Source organism: Phyllobacterium phragmitis (genome assembly GCF_002980495.1).
GTDB lineage: Bacteria > Pseudomonadota > Alphaproteobacteria > Rhizobiales > Rhizobiaceae > Paramesorhizobium > Paramesorhizobium phragmitis.
The window spans coordinates 199,044-214,488 of the sequence record NZ_PVBR01000005.1 but is presented as its reverse complement, the minus strand read 5'-3'; the positions used below and the strand labels follow the sequence as shown (position 1 = coordinate 214,488).

15 protein-coding genes are annotated in these 15,445 nt (G+C 61.1%); 8 read left to right on the top strand and 7 right to left on the bottom strand.

Annotated elements, in window-relative coordinates; all coding sequences use genetic code 11:
- Nucleotides 1–8: 8 nt before the first annotated feature.
- The 5 genes from ruvA to C5748_RS08900 form a co-directional block, all read right to left on the bottom strand.
- Entirely contained in the window at nt 9–626 is a 618-nt protein-coding gene (ruvA, locus tag C5748_RS08920) for a Holliday junction branch migration protein RuvA (RefSeq protein WP_105741580.1), read from the bottom strand.
- Nucleotides 623–1,138: a crossover junction endodeoxyribonuclease RuvC gene (ruvC, locus tag C5748_RS08915; RefSeq protein ID WP_105741579.1), complete on the bottom strand. Its 516-nt coding sequence runs from the start codon at nt 1,136–1,138 to the stop codon at nt 623–625. The genes ruvA and ruvC overlap by 4 nt, the downstream gene beginning before the upstream one ends.
- Nucleotides 1,139–1,241: 103 nt before the next feature.
- Nucleotides 1,242–1,766 (bottom strand): protease adaptor protein RcdA, encoded by a 525-nt coding sequence (gene rcdA / locus C5748_RS08910; protein ID WP_105741578.1) that lies wholly within the window; start codon nt 1,764–1,766, stop codon nt 1,242–1,244.
- Nucleotides 1,767–2,218: 452 nt separating this feature from the next.
- Complete coding sequence (locus C5748_RS08905; protein ID WP_105741577.1) at nt 2,219–3,421, bottom strand: OpgC family protein; 1,203 nt, start codon at nt 3,419–3,421, stop codon at nt 2,219–2,221.
- Nucleotides 3,422–3,585: 164 nt separating this feature from the next.
- Complete coding sequence (locus C5748_RS08900) at nt 3,586–4,353, bottom strand: sulfite exporter TauE/SafE family protein (RefSeq protein WP_105741576.1); 768 nt, start codon at nt 4,351–4,353, stop codon at nt 3,586–3,588.
- A gap of 169 nt (nt 4,354–4,522) precedes the next feature.
- Between C5748_RS08900 and C5748_RS08895 the strand changes: the two genes are divergently transcribed.
- From C5748_RS08895 to C5748_RS08865, 7 genes are all read left to right on the top strand, one after another.
- A complete protein-coding gene (locus C5748_RS08895) occupies nt 4,523–5,179 on the top strand; it encodes a thiamine phosphate synthase (protein WP_105741575.1) in 657 nt (218 codons plus the stop codon).
- A gap of 3 nt (nt 5,180–5,182) precedes the next feature.
- Nucleotides 5,183–6,172, top strand: a complete 990-nt coding sequence (locus C5748_RS08890; protein ID WP_105741574.1) for a tetratricopeptide repeat protein — start codon at nt 5,183–5,185, stop codon at nt 6,170–6,172.
- A gap of 144 nt (nt 6,173–6,316) precedes the next feature.
- Complete coding sequence (gene efp / locus C5748_RS08885) at nt 6,317–6,880, top strand: elongation factor P (protein WP_105741573.1); 564 nt, start codon at nt 6,317–6,319, stop codon at nt 6,878–6,880.
- Between the two features lie 124 nt (nt 6,881–7,004).
- Nucleotides 7,005–7,805 (top strand): inositol monophosphatase family protein, encoded by an 801-nt coding sequence (locus C5748_RS08880; protein ID WP_105741572.1) that lies wholly within the window; start codon nt 7,005–7,007, stop codon nt 7,803–7,805.
- Nucleotides 7,806–8,024: 219 nt separating this feature from the next.
- Nucleotides 8,025–9,062 carry a MotA/TolQ/ExbB proton channel family protein gene (locus C5748_RS08875; RefSeq protein ID WP_105741571.1) on the top strand — a complete coding sequence of 346 codons (1,038 nt, stop codon included), beginning with the start codon at nt 8,025–8,027 and terminating at the stop codon, nt 9,060–9,062.
- A 3-nt stretch (nt 9,063–9,065) separates the two neighbouring features.
- Nucleotides 9,066–10,097 carry a peptidoglycan -binding protein gene (locus C5748_RS08870; protein ID WP_105741570.1) on the top strand — a complete coding sequence of 344 codons (1,032 nt, stop codon included), beginning with the start codon at nt 9,066–9,068 and terminating at the stop codon, nt 10,095–10,097.
- Between the two features lie 228 nt (nt 10,098–10,325).
- Nucleotides 10,326–11,984 carry an FAD-binding dehydrogenase gene (locus tag C5748_RS08865; RefSeq protein WP_105741569.1) on the top strand — a complete coding sequence of 553 codons (1,659 nt, stop codon included), beginning with the start codon at nt 10,326–10,328 and terminating at the stop codon, nt 11,982–11,984.
- Between the two features lie 230 nt (nt 11,985–12,214).
- On the opposite strand, the gene C5748_RS08855 is transcribed toward C5748_RS08865, so the two are convergent.
- The gene (locus C5748_RS08855; protein WP_105741698.1) at nt 12,215–14,002 is read right to left on the bottom strand and encodes an ABC transporter transmembrane domain-containing protein; all 1,788 of its coding nucleotides are present in this window, start codon (nt 14,000–14,002) and stop codon (nt 12,215–12,217) included.
- Between the two features lie 222 nt (nt 14,003–14,224).
- Here C5748_RS08855 and rpmE point away from each other — a divergent pair, with 222 nt between their 5' ends.
- Nucleotides 14,225–14,446, top strand: coding sequence for a 50S ribosomal protein L31 (gene rpmE / locus C5748_RS08850; protein WP_105741567.1), 222 nt, complete (start codon nt 14,225–14,227; stop codon nt 14,444–14,446).
- Between the two features lie 123 nt (nt 14,447–14,569).
- On the opposite strand, the gene C5748_RS08845 is transcribed toward rpmE, so the two are convergent.
- Nucleotides 14,570–15,319: a YebC/PmpR family DNA-binding transcriptional regulator gene (locus C5748_RS08845; protein WP_105741566.1), complete on the bottom strand. Its 750-nt coding sequence runs from the start codon at nt 15,317–15,319 to the stop codon at nt 14,570–14,572.
- Nucleotides 15,320–15,445 lie beyond the last annotated feature (126 nt).

The window sequence follows — 15,445 nt, the reverse complement described above, 5'->3', positions numbered from 1 at the left end:
CAGAGAGGTCACCGCGACAATTCCTTCAAACCAAGGCGAATGAGCTTTGCCGAATCGGCCCCCTCGCCCGCCTCCCGCAACGCCGCCACCACCGCATTGGCCGCCTGGTCGCGCGAATAGCCGAGATTGCTGAGCGCTGAAACCGCATCGGCAACCGGCGCTGGCGCCACGCCTTCGCCCAGTTCCTGCTTCAGGCCGATGGCACCAGTTGCCTCGCCGGCGAAGGTCGGAGCCTTGTTCTTCAATTCGGTGACGATACGCTCCGCCACCTTCTTGCCGACGCCTGGCGCGCGACTGACCATGGCGATGTCGCGCAGCGCGATGGCATTGGCAAGTTCCGAGGTCGTCAGCGTGCCGAGCACGGCGAGCGCCACCTTGGCGCCGACCCCTTGCACGTTTTGCAACAGGCGGAACCACTCGCGCTCCAGCCTGGTGCCGAAACCATAGAGCCGGATCACATCCTCGCGCACATAGGTCTCGATCAGCAGTGTCGCCGCCTCGCCCGGTCCCGGCAGATTGCCGAGCGTGCGCGTCGAGCAAAAGGCGATATAGCCGACGCCGTGCACATCGATCACCACATGGTCCTCGTCGATCTCGTCGACCGTCCCTTTGAGCTTGCCGATCATGCGATTGCCGCGAGCCTCCCGCTTCCAAGAAAACTTTGCCTGTTATGGGCATGGCAGACCGCGATGGCCAGCGCATCCGCGGCATCGTCACTGTCGAAGGAGGCCTTCGGCATCAGCACTTTGACCATCATGTGGATCTGCCGCTTTTCGCCATGCCCGACGCCGATCACCGCCTTCTTGACCGCATTCGGCGCGTATTCTGCAACGCGCAGGCCGGCCTGCGCCGGCACCAGCATGGCGATGCCGCGCGCCTGGCCGAGCTTCAGCGTCGCGGTCGCATCCTTGTTGACGAAGGTATGTTCCACCGCCGCCTCCTGCGGCATGTGCAGATGCAGGATCGCCGAAAGCCCCTCATGCAACTGGCAAAGCCTGGAAGCCAGATCCGTCTTATCGTCGGACTTGACCGTGCCGGCCGCAATGAAGCGCAAAGAATTGCCGAGCGTTTCCACCACGCCCCAGCCCGTGCGCCGCAGCCCCGGGTCTATGCCGATGATCCGAATCGCTTCCTTCATGTGCAGACCTTATCTTTTGACAGGCGCACTTGACAGCAGAAATGTGAACAAAAGAGAAACAGACGCCCGCAGCCGGACGGCGTCTGCGAACTGATAACCGCGGTCAGCGTCCGCCGAAGGCCGTCTGCAGCAGCACGAGCTGATCCGATACCGGATTGCTGTTCGCCACGGCCAGCGAACGGCGGGGCTCGCCATAGATCTCATCGTCCATGCGCCGCACGCGGGCTTGCAGCCGCAGCGACCGTTCGATGATGTCGGTGAAATTTTTCGGCATTTCCGCCCAGCCCGGCAGCACCTGGGCTGCCGAGAGCGTATCGAGGCGGACCTTGGATTTTTCCAGCGCCACCTGCTCGCGTGTCAATTCACCACTGCGGGCGGCACGCTGCAGAAGAAGCCATGACGCCACCTGCATGAGCCGCGTCGTCAGGCGCATCGATTCCGCAGCATAGAATGTCGCTGCGGTCCGCGACAGGGATTTCGCCTCGTCACGACCGGCGCCATCGAGATAGGCTGCCGCTTCCTCGACCAGGCTCATGCCCTCCTTGTAGAGAGGCTTGAACGAATCGGAGAAAACGACACGCTCCGCCAACCGAATGGTATTGTCGTCCCGGCACTCATGCTCAATCATGATATTCTTCGCAACCTCGTATCGCCGCTATCCATGGCAAGTGATCGTCAAGTCCGTCACCAAAGTCCACCGCGGTTCCAATCATGAACCCAAGGCGGACGGAACAGGCACTGCCATGAATTCCACTGCAAACTGCATCGCAATACACTGCTGCGCAAGAGTATGTTTAAGGAAAGGTTAATGCAATCCACTCCCTCCCATAAAATTGTGAACAAAAAAAGAGCCGCATAGGCGGCTCTCAGGAGTTTAACAGGGAGGCGTCAAACAGAGTGGCAAAACCACTCGGTAAGTATCCAGACGAACTGGATAGCAAGCATTTGACACGCTTAGGATTAATGAACGGTTAACGCGGTTAAGGATTTCCGAACCATCTGCATCGATTCTGGACGGAAGCCTGTCCAGAACAGAAAAACGGCGCGGCGATCTCCTCGCAGCGCCGTTGATATCCGGGATCAGACCGGTTGGAGAACCGGCTTGGCAGCGGGAAAATCATTGCTCGGTACAGGGCCGTGCCCTCCAGCCGGCACGACCGTTGCCGCCGGTTTCGACGCGCTCTTGCCACCCCAGCCGATGCGCGGCAGCCACTCCAGATAATAGGCCAGCGCGAACTGCACCACGATCCCCGTGGCAATCAGCAGCGTGTCATAGGGAATGCCGCCCGGATTGACGAGCTTCAACGCCTGCGCCGTCATTGAAAGGATTGTGCCCGCGATGAAGACCGGCAGCGAATGTTTGCCGAGGATCGCCAGCGGATGATCGGGCGCGGTGCGCGCCAGATTTGAAATCGCCGGGATCGCCACGATCAGATAGCTCAGCGCCAGAACGTGCAACAACCGCGGCGCAGACAGGAACGTCTTGTCGAAGCCTGTCAGCACAGCCGGCAGGCCCATCGAAACATCGATGCCCCACAATGGCAGGCGCACCCAGGCAAGGGCAAGCAGGAGATAGGCCGCCGAAGCGCCGATCAGCCAGGGATTTGCCGAAATGCGTCCGCCGCGGCGCACATGGAGGATTCCGGCGATGCCGATGACGAACAGGAACTGCCATGACAGCGGGTTGAGAAACCAGAATCCGTTATTTGGATAATTGGCGGGTGCGATGTGGAAAATACCTGCCAGAAGCCAGAGGACGCCCGAAACGCCGACCATGAGCGACAGGCTTGTTCTCGCCAGGAACAGGAAGATGGGCGCCATCAGCAGTAGCACCGCATACATCGACAGAATGTTGTTGTAGCCGAGTTGATGACCGAGCGTGATGATGCCGAAGAGCGCCTCCACCGGACGTTCCATCACCGGCCCGATATTGATCTTGGACAGGAACTCCGGGCGTTTGAGGAAGATCGCGGTGCCGCAGAAGATGGCAAGCGTCACCATGGTCGTCATGATGTGGGTGGTATAGAGCACACCGGCCCGACGCCACATCTTCAGCCCGATCAGAAGACGGCTGCCGGGCTGGAATTTCGTCCCGTAGGCAAGCCCGACCGCGATGCCCGAGATGAGCACGAAAGCTTCCGCCGCATCGGAAAAGCCCAGATTCCTGTGGGTCAGGTGCTCGTAGATCGTACCGGGCACATGGTTGACGAAGATCGTCAACAGCGCCAGCGCCCTGAATACGTCGATACGGGTGTCCCGCTTATGGAGAACTTGCATTGTCATTTCTGTAAAAGCCTAAGAAGAAGCCCAGGTTTCATGCGCCAACTTCGAGTTGAATTCGTAGCCAGCTGGATAATCGTATACCGACATCAACAAAGCCGATGAAAGCCATTTTCCCATGAAAAGGGCCCGAATTCGGTATTGAGGCGATCAACTTTAATTCCAGCTCAAAACATACTGACAACGCCGTCATAAATCAGCTTGATCCCGGTCAGGAAGACCATGACGTACATGAAGGGATAGAAAACCTCCGGTTTCATCCGGCGCACGATCCACGCTCCGGCGAAGGGCGCCGCCAGCGCCAGCGGCGCGAGAGCGGCGGAAGCAGACAGATTGGTCGCGTCGAACTGGCCCTGTTCGAAATAGGGAACGACCTTCACGGTATTCATGATGGCAAAGAAGATGACACTGGTGCCATTGTAGATTTTCGGATCCTGTCGCAACGGCAACGCATAGATCTGATAGGGCGGTCCGCCGGCATGGGCGACGAAGCTGGTGAAACCGGCCACCATCGACCAGCCGGTCGCGGCGACGAAATTATGCGGCTTGGCCTTCGCCCGCCCGGCTGCGCCGGCAAGCACGTAGCGCAGCACGAACAGCACCGCGACCGCGCCGACGATCAGCCGGACCATGCCGTCGGTCACCACCGCCACCATCAGCCAGGCGATCCCGATGCCGATCAGCCCGCCGGGCAGCATGTATTTGAGCGTCTTCATATCGCGATAGCCGCGCCAGGTCCAAAGGCTCGCCACGTCCATCACCAGGAGGATCGGCAGCATGATTGCCGCCGCCTGCACCGGCGCCATCACCAGCGTCATCAGCGGCACGCCAAGCTGTCCCATGGCTCCGCCGAGCCCGCCCTTTGAAAGGCCGACGAGAATCACCGCCGGGACAGCGGTCGCATAAAACCAGGGATTGGCGAGAAGGTCGGGCATGGAAGATACTCTGCGGAAACAACGGTTCATAACCATCTGCCGCACCAATGGCGAGACGTGTTTTCTTGGAAAGGACCTGTTCAACACTTTACATGAAGGGGACTGTTCAACCGGCAAACCATGCTCTATGCCCGAATTCGATCACTTTCTTCCGTTTTAGGCTTCACCCATGAATGCGTCCAACCAAGCCGACCGCTGTCGTATCGTTCTCGTCGCTCCGCCGCTCGGCGATGGCGATGCTCTTGCCGGCCTCCTCAAAAAGGCGCTTTCCGGCGGCGATGCGGCAAGCGTGATACTCGATTCCTCCGGACTGGACGAAGCGATGTTCCAGGCGGCGGCGCAAAAAGCCGTTCCCGTTATCCAGGATGCGGGCGTGGCGGCGCTGATCCTCAATGATACGCGCGCCGCCGGCCGCGTCGGTGCCGATGGCGTACATGTCGAGGGCAAGATTGCCGACCTCGCGGAAGTCATCGAGCGCCATTCGCCCAAGCTGATCGTCGGCATGGGCAATCTGCGCGACCGTCACGGCGCGCTGGAGATCGGCGAGTTGCAGCCCGATTACGTCATGTTCGGCAAGGTCGGCGCCGACAAGAAGCCCGAACCGCATTCGCGAAATATCAATCTTGCCGAATGGTGGGCCTCGATGGTCGATATCCCCTGCATCGTGCAGGCCGGGAATACGCTGGCGAGCATAGAGCGGACGGTCGCGACCGGCGCGGAATTCGTGGCGCTTGGCGCCGCCATTTTCGAAAGCGCCGATCCCGCGGAAGCGATGCGTGAGGCAAATCGGCTGCTTGACGAAACCGCGCCGCGTTTCGAGAATTGAACGATGAGACGACTGCCGATCATTGCTCTTGCGATATCCGCCGTCATGCCGGGGGCTTTTGCGCAGGCGGCAGCACCCACGGAAAAAGACGACAAGCCGGTCATGCTGCGGCAACCGGCATCGACCGACGCCGTGCCGACCATCGACCCCAACCGCTTCGGCGATAAGCCGGCGGACGAGGCCTTCGGTGCATTTCAGCGCGGGCTCTATCTGACGGCGCTCAATCTGGCGCTGCCGCGCGCGCAAAAGGGCGATCCCGCGGCACAAACGCTTGCCGCCGAAATCTATGCGCGTGGGCTTGGCGTCCCCATCAATCAGACCGAAGCAGCGCGCTGGTACGGCGAAGCAGCCGAGCAGGGTGTCGTCGAAGCGCAATTCCGTTATGGCGCCATGCTGCTTCAGGGCAGATATGTGCCGCGCGACAAGGCCAAGGCCGAAAAGCTGATGAAAGCCGCGGCGGAAGCTGGAAACCGCATGGCGCAGTTCAACTACGGTCAGCTGATGATGGTCGATCATCCCGGCGACGCTGGCCTCGACGAGGCGTTTCCATGGTTCATGAAAGCGGCAGGAGCCAGGCTTGCCGACGGGGAATATGCGGTAAGTCAGATCTATGCCAACGGCACCCTGAAAATTCCGCGCGACGATAAGAAGGCCAGAGCCTACCTCGAACGGGCGGCAAAGCAGGGCTACGACACCGCGCAGCTCGATCTTGCCGCATGGTATATCGAGGGGCGCGGAGGCCCGCGCGATTACCAGACCGGCTTCCGCTGGATGCACCGCGCCGCCATCACCGGCAATGTGGCGGCCCAGGCCCGCCTTGCCAGGCTCTACCGCGACGGCATCGGCACCGATGGCGATTCCATCGAAGCGGCCGCATGGTACATCGTCGCACGCCGCGCCGGGCTCGCCGCCCACGATCTGGATTCATTCATGGACGGCCTTTCTGAGGATCAGATCAAACAGGCCATGACCCGCGCCAACAGACTGCGTTGACGCAGAGTTCCGGTTGCAACAGGTGAATCCGCCTCTATCTCTTGCGTAATTCCCCATTTTATGGTCTTGGAAGCCCGATTGCTGCGGCTTAAGTCGTCCCGGCACTACCGCGCCCCTCTTTCAGATAAGATCCGGAACAACCCCATGAAGATCAATGGTAACGAAATCCGCCCCGGCAATGTCATCGAACACAATGGCGGCCTTTGGGCCGCGGTGAAGACCAATGCGGTGAAGCCCGGCAAGGGCGGCGCCTATAATCAGGTCGAGTTGAAGAACCTCATCGACGGCACCAAGCTCAACGAACGCTTCCGCGCTGCCGAAACGGTCGAGAAGGTTCGCCTCGAACAGAAGGATTTCACCTTTCTCTACGAGCAGGGGGAAGCGCTGGTTTTCATGGATTCCGAAACCTACGAGCAGCTCGAGCTCCAGAAGGAGTTCGTCGGCGACCGTGGCGCCTTCCTGCAGGACGGCATGCTCGTGACCGTCGAGCTCTACGAGGAAAAGCCGATCGGCATCTCATTGCCCGATTATGTGACGCTGACGATCACCGAGGCGGATCCCGTCGTCAAGGGTCAGACGGCGGCCTCTTCCTATAAGCCGGCCATCCTGGAAAACGGTATCCGCATTCTCGTTCCGCCCTTCATCGGGTCGGGCGAGCGCGTGATCGTCGATACCAACGAGCTGACCTATGTCCGCCGCGCGGATTGAGACATTAGGGGAGTAAGGGAATAGGGAGTAGGGGAATATGTTTGGTATATAACATATTCCCCTACTCCCTTGCTCCCCTACTCCCTTTTGAAATTGCATCAATAACAAAAGGTACCAACTCGAAATGGCGCGTTCGGCGATACTCAATGTCATGGTCCAGGCCGCGATGAAGGCCGGGCGGTCCCTGGCGCGCGATTTCGGTGAGGTGCAGAACCTTCAGGTCTCGCTGAAAGGTCCCGGCGATTACGTCAGCCAGGCGGACAAGCGCGCCGAAGGCATCGTCCACACGGAACTGAGCCGGGCACGGCCCGACTACGGCTTCCTGATGGAGGAGGCCGGAATCATCGAAGGCCGCGACAGCCAGCACCGCTGGCTGGTCGATCCACTCGACGGCACGACCAATTTCCTGCACGGCATTCCGATCTTCGCCGTCTCCATCGCGCTGGAGCGCCAGGGGCAGATCGTTGCGGGCGTCATCTACAATCCCGTCATGGACGAGCTTTACACGGCGGAACGCGGCGGCGGCGCCTTTTTGAACGACCGCCGGCTGCGCGTTGCCGCGCGAGCCAAGCTGCCGGATGCCATCATCGGCACCGGCGTGCCGCATCTCGGCCGCGGCCATCACGGCAATTATCTGCTCGAACTGCGCAATGTCATGGGCGAGACGGCGGGTATCCGCCGCCTTGGCGCTGCGGCGCTCGACCTGGCTTATGTCGCAGCCGGACGCCTCGACGGCTTCTGGGAAGAGGCGCTTTTCCCCTGGGACATCGCTGCGGGCATGATCCTCATCCGTGAGGCAGGCGGGTTTCTCTCCGACAAGAACGGCGGTCACGACATGTTCGAGACAAAGTCCATCGTCGCCGGCAACGAGGCTATCCATTCCGCGCTGCTGAAAGTCCTGAAGAAGCCCGTCAAGCCGGAGTGACCGCTGTAAGTCAATTCAATCTGCGCAGCGCGCTTCAAAGCGCCAGCGCCTTTCCAGATCAATCGCACAGCGCCACCAACAAGATATAAGGACAACAGGAACGGAAGCCTCCGTTTCGTCCTTTCAATTTCGCCGCAATTTCGGTTAGGCTCCGCATCCTGTAGCATTGTCCCATGGCATTGCTTAGGCAGGCGCGGGTTTGGCTGGGAGTTGGAATATATGGCGAGATCAAGAGCATCGAAGACGGAACTGGACATCGGAGAGGACTTCGATCTCTACAGGCTCTCCAGTCCGCGCATTGTCGTTCTGTCGATGGTGATCTTCCTGATCATCGTGGCCTTTCTCGCCGCCATTCTGTTTCGCCAGATACAGAGCTTCTTCATGACCAATCCCGGACTGAACGGACTGATCCTCGGCGTCCTCCTGGTCGGCATCCTGCTGGCCTTCGGCCAGGTTCTGCGTCTGTTTCCCGAGATCCGATGGGTCAATTCGTTTCGCGGCGGCTTCGAGGAAAAAAGCAACCGGCAACCGGTCCTGCTCGCGCCCATGCGGGCGCTGATCGGCCGCCGTCAGTCGATGGCGCTTTCCACGAGCTCGATGCGCTCGATCCTCGATTCGATCGCCACCCGTCTCGACGAGAGCCGCGATATTTCGCGCTATCTGATCGGGCTTCTGGTCTTCCTCGGTCTGCTCGGCACCTTCTGGGGCCTGCTCGAAACCATTGGCTCGATCGGTCAGACGATCCAGTCTCTCGACCCGAGTTCGGGCGACACCAGTGATGTCCTGGATGCGCTGAAGGCAGGGCTGCAATCACCGCTGCACGGTATGGGCACGGCGTTTTCCTCATCCCTTTTCGGTCTGTCCGGCTCGCTCGTCCTCGGCTTTCTCGACCTGCAGGCGGGCCGGGCCCAGAACCGCTTCTACACGGAGCTGGAAAACTGGCTCTCCTCCGTCACCGACCTTGGCTCGGATCTGATCTCTCCGGAAAGCGCCACCGGTTCGACGGAAGAGATACGCGTTCTCACCGAACGCCTGCAATCCATGCACGACACCGGCGGTTCCAGCCAGCGTACCACCGCGGCGCTGGCCAATCTCGCAGAGGGTATTCAGGGTCTGGTCAAGAATATGCGCAGCGAACAGCAATTGATGCGCGACTGGGTGGAGAAGCAGGCGGAAGAGCAAAAGGCGATCCGCACGACGCTCGACAAACTCGGCACCGCCATCGCCAAGCAGCAACAGCACCGCGAGGTGAAATAAGCCATGGCGCTCGCCCGCAACCGTCGCCAGAACAGGACCATCGACTACTGGCCGGGTTTCGTCGACGCGCTATCGACGCTGCTTCTGGCCATCATGTTCCTGCTGTCGGTCTTCGTCCTGGCACAGTTCCTTCTGAGCCAGGAGGTGACCAGTAAGGATACGGTGCTGAACCGGCTCAACAGCCAGATCAATGAATTGACGCAGCTCCTCTCCCTGGAGCGCAGCAACAAGCAGGATCTGCAGGACAATATCGCCGATCTGCAGGCGTCATTGACACAGGCGGAGAGCGACCGCTCCCGCCTCCAGACACTTTTGAGCGCGGGAGCCGGTGCGGGCGCCGCAGCCGAAGGCCGTATCGGCGAACTTTCGAGCAGCCTTGAAAGCGAAAAACAGGTCAGCGCCCGGGCGCTGTCGCAGGTCGAACTGCTCAATCAGCAGATCGGCGCGCTCCGCCGCCAGATCGGCGCACTCGAAGCGGCGCTCAACGCCTCCGAAGCGCGCGACCGCGAATCGAATACCAAGATCGCCGATCTCGGCAGGCGGCTCAATGTGGCGCTCGCCCAACGCGTCCAGGAACTCAACCGCTACCGCTCCGATTTCTTCGGACGCTTGCGCGAAATCCTCTCCGACCGCCAGAACATCCGCATCGTCGGCGACCGTTTCGTCTTCCAGTCCGAGGTGCTGTTCCCGACCGGATCGTCCGATATCAACCCCGCAGGCCAGGAGGAAATGAAGAAGCTCGCCGGTGCCATCATCGAACTGACCAAGGAAATTCCCGACGATATAAACTGGGTCCTGCGCGTCGACGGACATACCGATAATATACCGCTCGCCGGTACGGGACGTTTCCGCGACAATTGGGAACTGTCATCGGCACGCGCCACGGCGGTGGTGAAATTCCTCATTGCCAACGGCGTTCCGGCCAATCGTCTGGTGGCCGCAGGCTTCGGCGAATATCAGCCGCTCGATCCCGCCGACACGCCCGAAGCCAGAAGCCGCAACCGCCGCATCGAACTGAAGCTGACGGAGCGATAGAGTCTGTCGTGGTTCATTGAAATGCTGGGAGGAGCCCGCCCCCTGTTTCGCCGTCATTCTCGGGCTTGTCCCGAGAATCTGCGACAAGGAAAAGAAAAGCAATTACCGTTCTGGCAGATCATACCGTTGTAGATTCTCGGGACAAGCCAGAGAATGACGGACAGCGGGGAGGCTGTTTCAAGTTTGTTCTGACAGACTCTGGAGCAAGCAAAATTCCTGGGAGGGGAAATGAAAACCGATGCGGACGTCATCATCGTCGGAGCGGGTCTGGCCGGGCTTGTTGCCGCGGCTGAGCTGGCGGATGCAGGCAAGCACGCCATCATCGTCGAGCAGGAAGGCGAAAACGCCATCGGCGGACAGGCCTTCTGGTCGCTGGGCGGGCTGTTCATGATCGATACGCCGGAGCAGCGGCGCTTAGGCATCAAGGACAGTTTCGAACTCGCCCGGCAGGACTGGCTGGGCTCCGCCGGCTTCGACCGGCCCGAGGATCACTGGCCCAAACAATGGGCCGAAGCCTATCTGCAATTTGCCGCCGGCGAAAAGCGCGCCTGGCTTCATTCCATGGGGATGCGCTGGTTTCCGGTGGTCGGTTGGGCCGAGCGCGGCGGCAGCCTCGCCACGGGACACGGCAATTCCGTGCCGCGCTTCCATATCACATGGGGCACCGGACCGGGCGTGCTCGAACCATTCGAGCGCCGCGTGCGTGAAGCAGTCACCAAAGGCCGCATCACCATCAAATGCCGCCACCGTGTCAGCACAATCCTCAAGACGAACGACGCGGTCACCGGCGTCGCGGGCGAAATCCTGGAACCCACCTCCATTGGTCCGGGAGAAAAATCGAGCCGCGAAGTCGTAGGCTCGTTCGATTTGTCGGCCGGCGCAATCATCGTCACCTCAGGCGGCATCGGCGGCAATTTCGATCTGGTACGCAAGAACTGGCCGCGCGACCGGCTGGGCGAGCCGCCGGCCCACATGGTCGCCGGTGTCCCCGATCATGTCGACGGCCGGATGATCGGCATCACGGTTGCGGCGGGCGGCACGACTGTTAACACGGACCGCATGTGGCATTACACCGAAGGCCTGAAGAACTGGGACCCCGTCTGGACCAACCACGGCATCCGCATCCTGCCCGGCCCCTCCTCGCTCTGGTTCGACGCCAATGGCAACCGCCTCCCCGCTCCTTGTCTGCCGGGCTTTGACACGCTCGCCACGCTCAAGCACATTCTTTCGACCGGCCATGATTATTCCTGGTTCGTCCTGACCCAGAAGATCATCGAAAAGGAATTCGCCCTCTCCGGGTCGGAACAGAACCCCGATCTGACCGGAAAAGACTGGAAGCTGCTACTCAAGAGCCGGCTCGGCAAGGGCGCGCCGCCACCGGTCGAGGCGTTCAAGAGCCAAGGCGAGGATTTCATCGTGCGCAACACGCTCCCCGAGCTGGTCGAGGGAATGAATGCGCTGACCGGCGAGAAGCGCATCGATCTCGACCATCTGCACACGCAGATCGAAGCGCGCGACCGCGAAATCGCCAACAAATTTTCCAAGGACGCGCAGGTGATCGCGCTGCGCGGCACGCGCAACTATATCGGCGACAGGCTGGTCCGCACGGCAAAGCCGCATCGCATCCTCGACCCTGAGGCAGGCCCCCTGATCGCCGTCCGCCTCCATATATTGACGCGCAAGACGCTTGGCGGTCTGCACACCAATCTGCAATCACAGGTACTGGACAGTTCAGGCGAACCGGTCCCCGGCCTTTATGCGGCCGGTGAAGCCGCCGGCTTCGGCGGTGGCGGTTACCACGGCTATAACGCGCTGGAAGGCACGTTTCTCGGCGGCTGCATCTTCTCGGGGCGGGTGGCGGGCCGCGCCGCTGGAAAGAATATTTAGAGCATTTTTTAAATAGAACCGCTGGTGGGGCAGCACCCCCCTCTGCCTTGCCAGGCATCTCCCCCACAAGGGGGGAGATTGGCTGACACAACTCACCGCGTCCATTCTGCAACATTTGCGATTGGCACCGCGCGTTCATGAAGGCGTAATCTCCCCCCTTGTGGGGGAGATGGCTGGCAAGCCAGAGGGGGGTGAGAGGAAGCGCGCTTTCATCAAAAGCTGTTTCCTGCCTACTCCGCCGCCCCGCGAAACGCATCCGCCCCCGCCTCGAACTGCAGCTTGGCGAGGCGCGCATAGATCCCGCCTTTTTTGACAAGGCTTGCATGCGTGCCTTCCTCGACGATCCGCCCCTGATCGAGGACGAGAATGCGGTCGGCCTTGAGCACGGTGGCGAGCCTGTGCGCGACGACCAGCGTCGTGCGCCCCTGCATGAGATGCTCCAGCGCCTTTTGCACCAGCATCTCGCTTTCCGCGTCCAGCGCCGAAGTTGCTTCATCCAAGAGCAGGATTGGCGCATCGCGCAATATGGCGCGGGCGATGGCGATGCGCTGGCGTTGGCCGCCCGAAAGCGTCACGCCGCGCTCGCCGACTTCCGAATCATAACCATTATCAAGCGCCAGGATGAAATCATGGGCGAGCGCCGCCTTCGCCGCCGCCTCGATGTCCGCCGTGCCGGCACCCGGCCTGCCGAAACCGATATTGTCGCGCACTGATGCGGCAAAGACTGCGACATCCTGCGGAACGACCGCAATGCGGCTGCGCACGTCGAGCGGATCGGCTTTGCGCAGATCGACGCCGTCTATGGCGATGCTGCCCGATTGCGGATCGTAATAGCGCAGGATCAACGAGAAGATGGTGCTCTTGCCGGCGCCCGATGGGCCGACGATGGCGATGGTCTCGCCGGGCTTCGCCGTAAAGCTGATATCGTGGAGGGATGGCGCGTCGGGCCGCGCCGGATAGCTGAAGCGCACATGGTCGAAGGCAAGCGCGCCGCGCGCCGGCTCGGGCATCGCAACCGGATGGGCCGGAGCGGCAATGGCCGGCTCCTCGTCCAAAAGCTCGGTCAGCCGCTCGGTGGCGCCTGCCGCCTGCGCCAGTTCGCCCCAGACCTCCGACAGCGCGCCCAGGGCGCCCGCCGCGAACACGGCGTAAAGCAGGAACTGGCCGAGCGTGCCCGGCGACATCGTCCCGTTCAGCACGTCGCGCGACCCGAACCACAACACCGCGACGACACTGGAAAACACCATGAAGATGGCGAAGGCCGTCAGGAACGAGCGCGCCAGGACCGAGGCGCGTGCAGCCTGGAACGCGTGGTCCACGGCATCGGAAAAGCGCTTCGTCACCAACGTCTCGTTGGTGAAGGCCTGCAGCGTGCGCACCGCCGATATCTGTTCGCCCGCATAGGCGGTGGCATTGGCCAGCATGTCCTGCGCGGCGCGCGAGCGGCGGCGCACCGAACGCCCGAAAGCGATCAGCGGCAGGACGACCAGCGGAATGGCCGCTATTACAAGCCCCGACAGTTTCGGGCTGGTGACGACCATCATGGCGATCGCGCCAAGACCAAGGATGAGATTGCGCAATGCCGTCGATGCGGTCGCCCCCACGGCGGATTTGATCTGCGTGGTATCGGCGGCAAGCCTGGAGACGATCTCGCCCGACAATGTGCGGTCGAAGAAGATCGGCGACAACGTCGTCACATGGGAGAACACGTCACGGCGCAGATCGGCGACGACCCGCTCGCCAAGCGTGATGACGAAATAATAGCGCGCCGCGGAGGCGCAGGCGAGGATCGCGGCGAGCGCCACCAGCATGCCGAAGTAATTGTTGATGAAATGGCTGTTGGCGGCGGTGAAGCCATGATCCACCATGCGGCGCACGGCCACGGGCAGGGTCAGCGTGGTCGCGGCGGCAACGACCAGCGCGACGATGGCTCCCGCGACCATGCCCTTGTACCGGCCGAGATATGGCGCCATGCGCCGCAACGGCGCTACCGACCGGCGGTTGCCGTCAACTGCCATCCCTTTGTCCCGGTCGGTATCTTGCGAAATTGTCTCGGCCATCTTTTCCTGCGGTTTGGAATGCCCTTGTTATTGCCGTTCGGCTGATGTATAGGCTCGCCAACGCTTTTGGAAGCCGTAGCCTTTGGTCTGCGGCTTCAAGTTTGCCAGTGGGCGGAAGTGCCGCAGTTTCGATGTGCGTCGGAACGTGGTCCTCGCCAGAATTCTTCAGGAATGTGACCTATGAAAGCCAATATCCATCCCGATTACCACACCATCAACGTCGTGATGACCGATGGCACCCAGTATACGACCCGTTCGACCTGGGGCAAGGAAGGTGACACGATGAATCTCGACATCGATCCGACCACCCATCCGGCCTGGACCGGCGGTTCGCAGCATCTCGTCGACCGTGGCGGCCGCGTCTCCAAGTTCAAGAACCGCTTCGGCAATCTCGGCCTCTGAGCCGGATCTGGGGCGGCAGCTATCAAAAAGCCCGGCGGGTTTTTTTTGTTGCAAACATGCCAAAAAGAAAATCCCCGGAGCCAGCGGCTTCCGGGGATCTTTCATTCGGAATTATAGGCTGACCTATGCCGCGCTGAGCTTCGCCAGCACCTCGTCGCTCACCTCGAAATTTGCATAGACGTTCTGCACGTCGTCATCGTCTTCGAGCGTGTTGATGAGCTTCAGGATCGATTGCGCCTTGTCCTCGTCAACGGGCGCGCCGGTCTGCGGTTTCCACACGGTCTTGATCGACTCGGCCTCGCCGAGCAACGCCTCGAGCGCCTTGAAAACCTCGCCGATACTCTCGAAAGCACAGATGATGATATGGCCGTCCTCATCCGACTGCACATCATCGGCACCCGCTTCGATTGCCGCTTCCATGACCTTGTCGGCATCACCGACGCTGGGCGAGTAGACGATCTCGCCGACACGATTGAACATGAAGGAGACCGATCCGGTTTCACCCATCGCGCCGCCGGCCTTGGTGAAGGCGGCTCGGACGTTCGAAGCGGTACGATTACGGTTGTCGGTCAGGGCCTCGACGATGACGGCGACGCCGCCGGGTCCATAGCCTTCGTAACGCACTTCGTCATAATTGTCGGCATCGCCGCCCGCAGCCTTCTTGATGGCGCGTTCGATGTTGTCCTTCGGCATCGACTGCGCCTTGGCATTCTGGATCGCCAGGCGCAGGCGCGGGTTCATCGTCGGGTCAGGCAGCCCCTGCTTGGCGGCAACCGTGATCTCGCGGCCGAGCTTGGAAAAGATTTTCGACCGCACGGCATCTTGCCTGCCCTTGCGGTGCATGATGTTCTTGAATTGTGAATGGCCAGCCATGGCACCCCTTTGACGTTCGATTGCGGCAGCACGGAGAGACGCCGGAGGCGCGCCGTCTCGCGCCATTGTGCAATCCGTGTGGAATGGCGGCCTTATAAGGAAAATGGGCGCCCGCGTCCAGAGAAA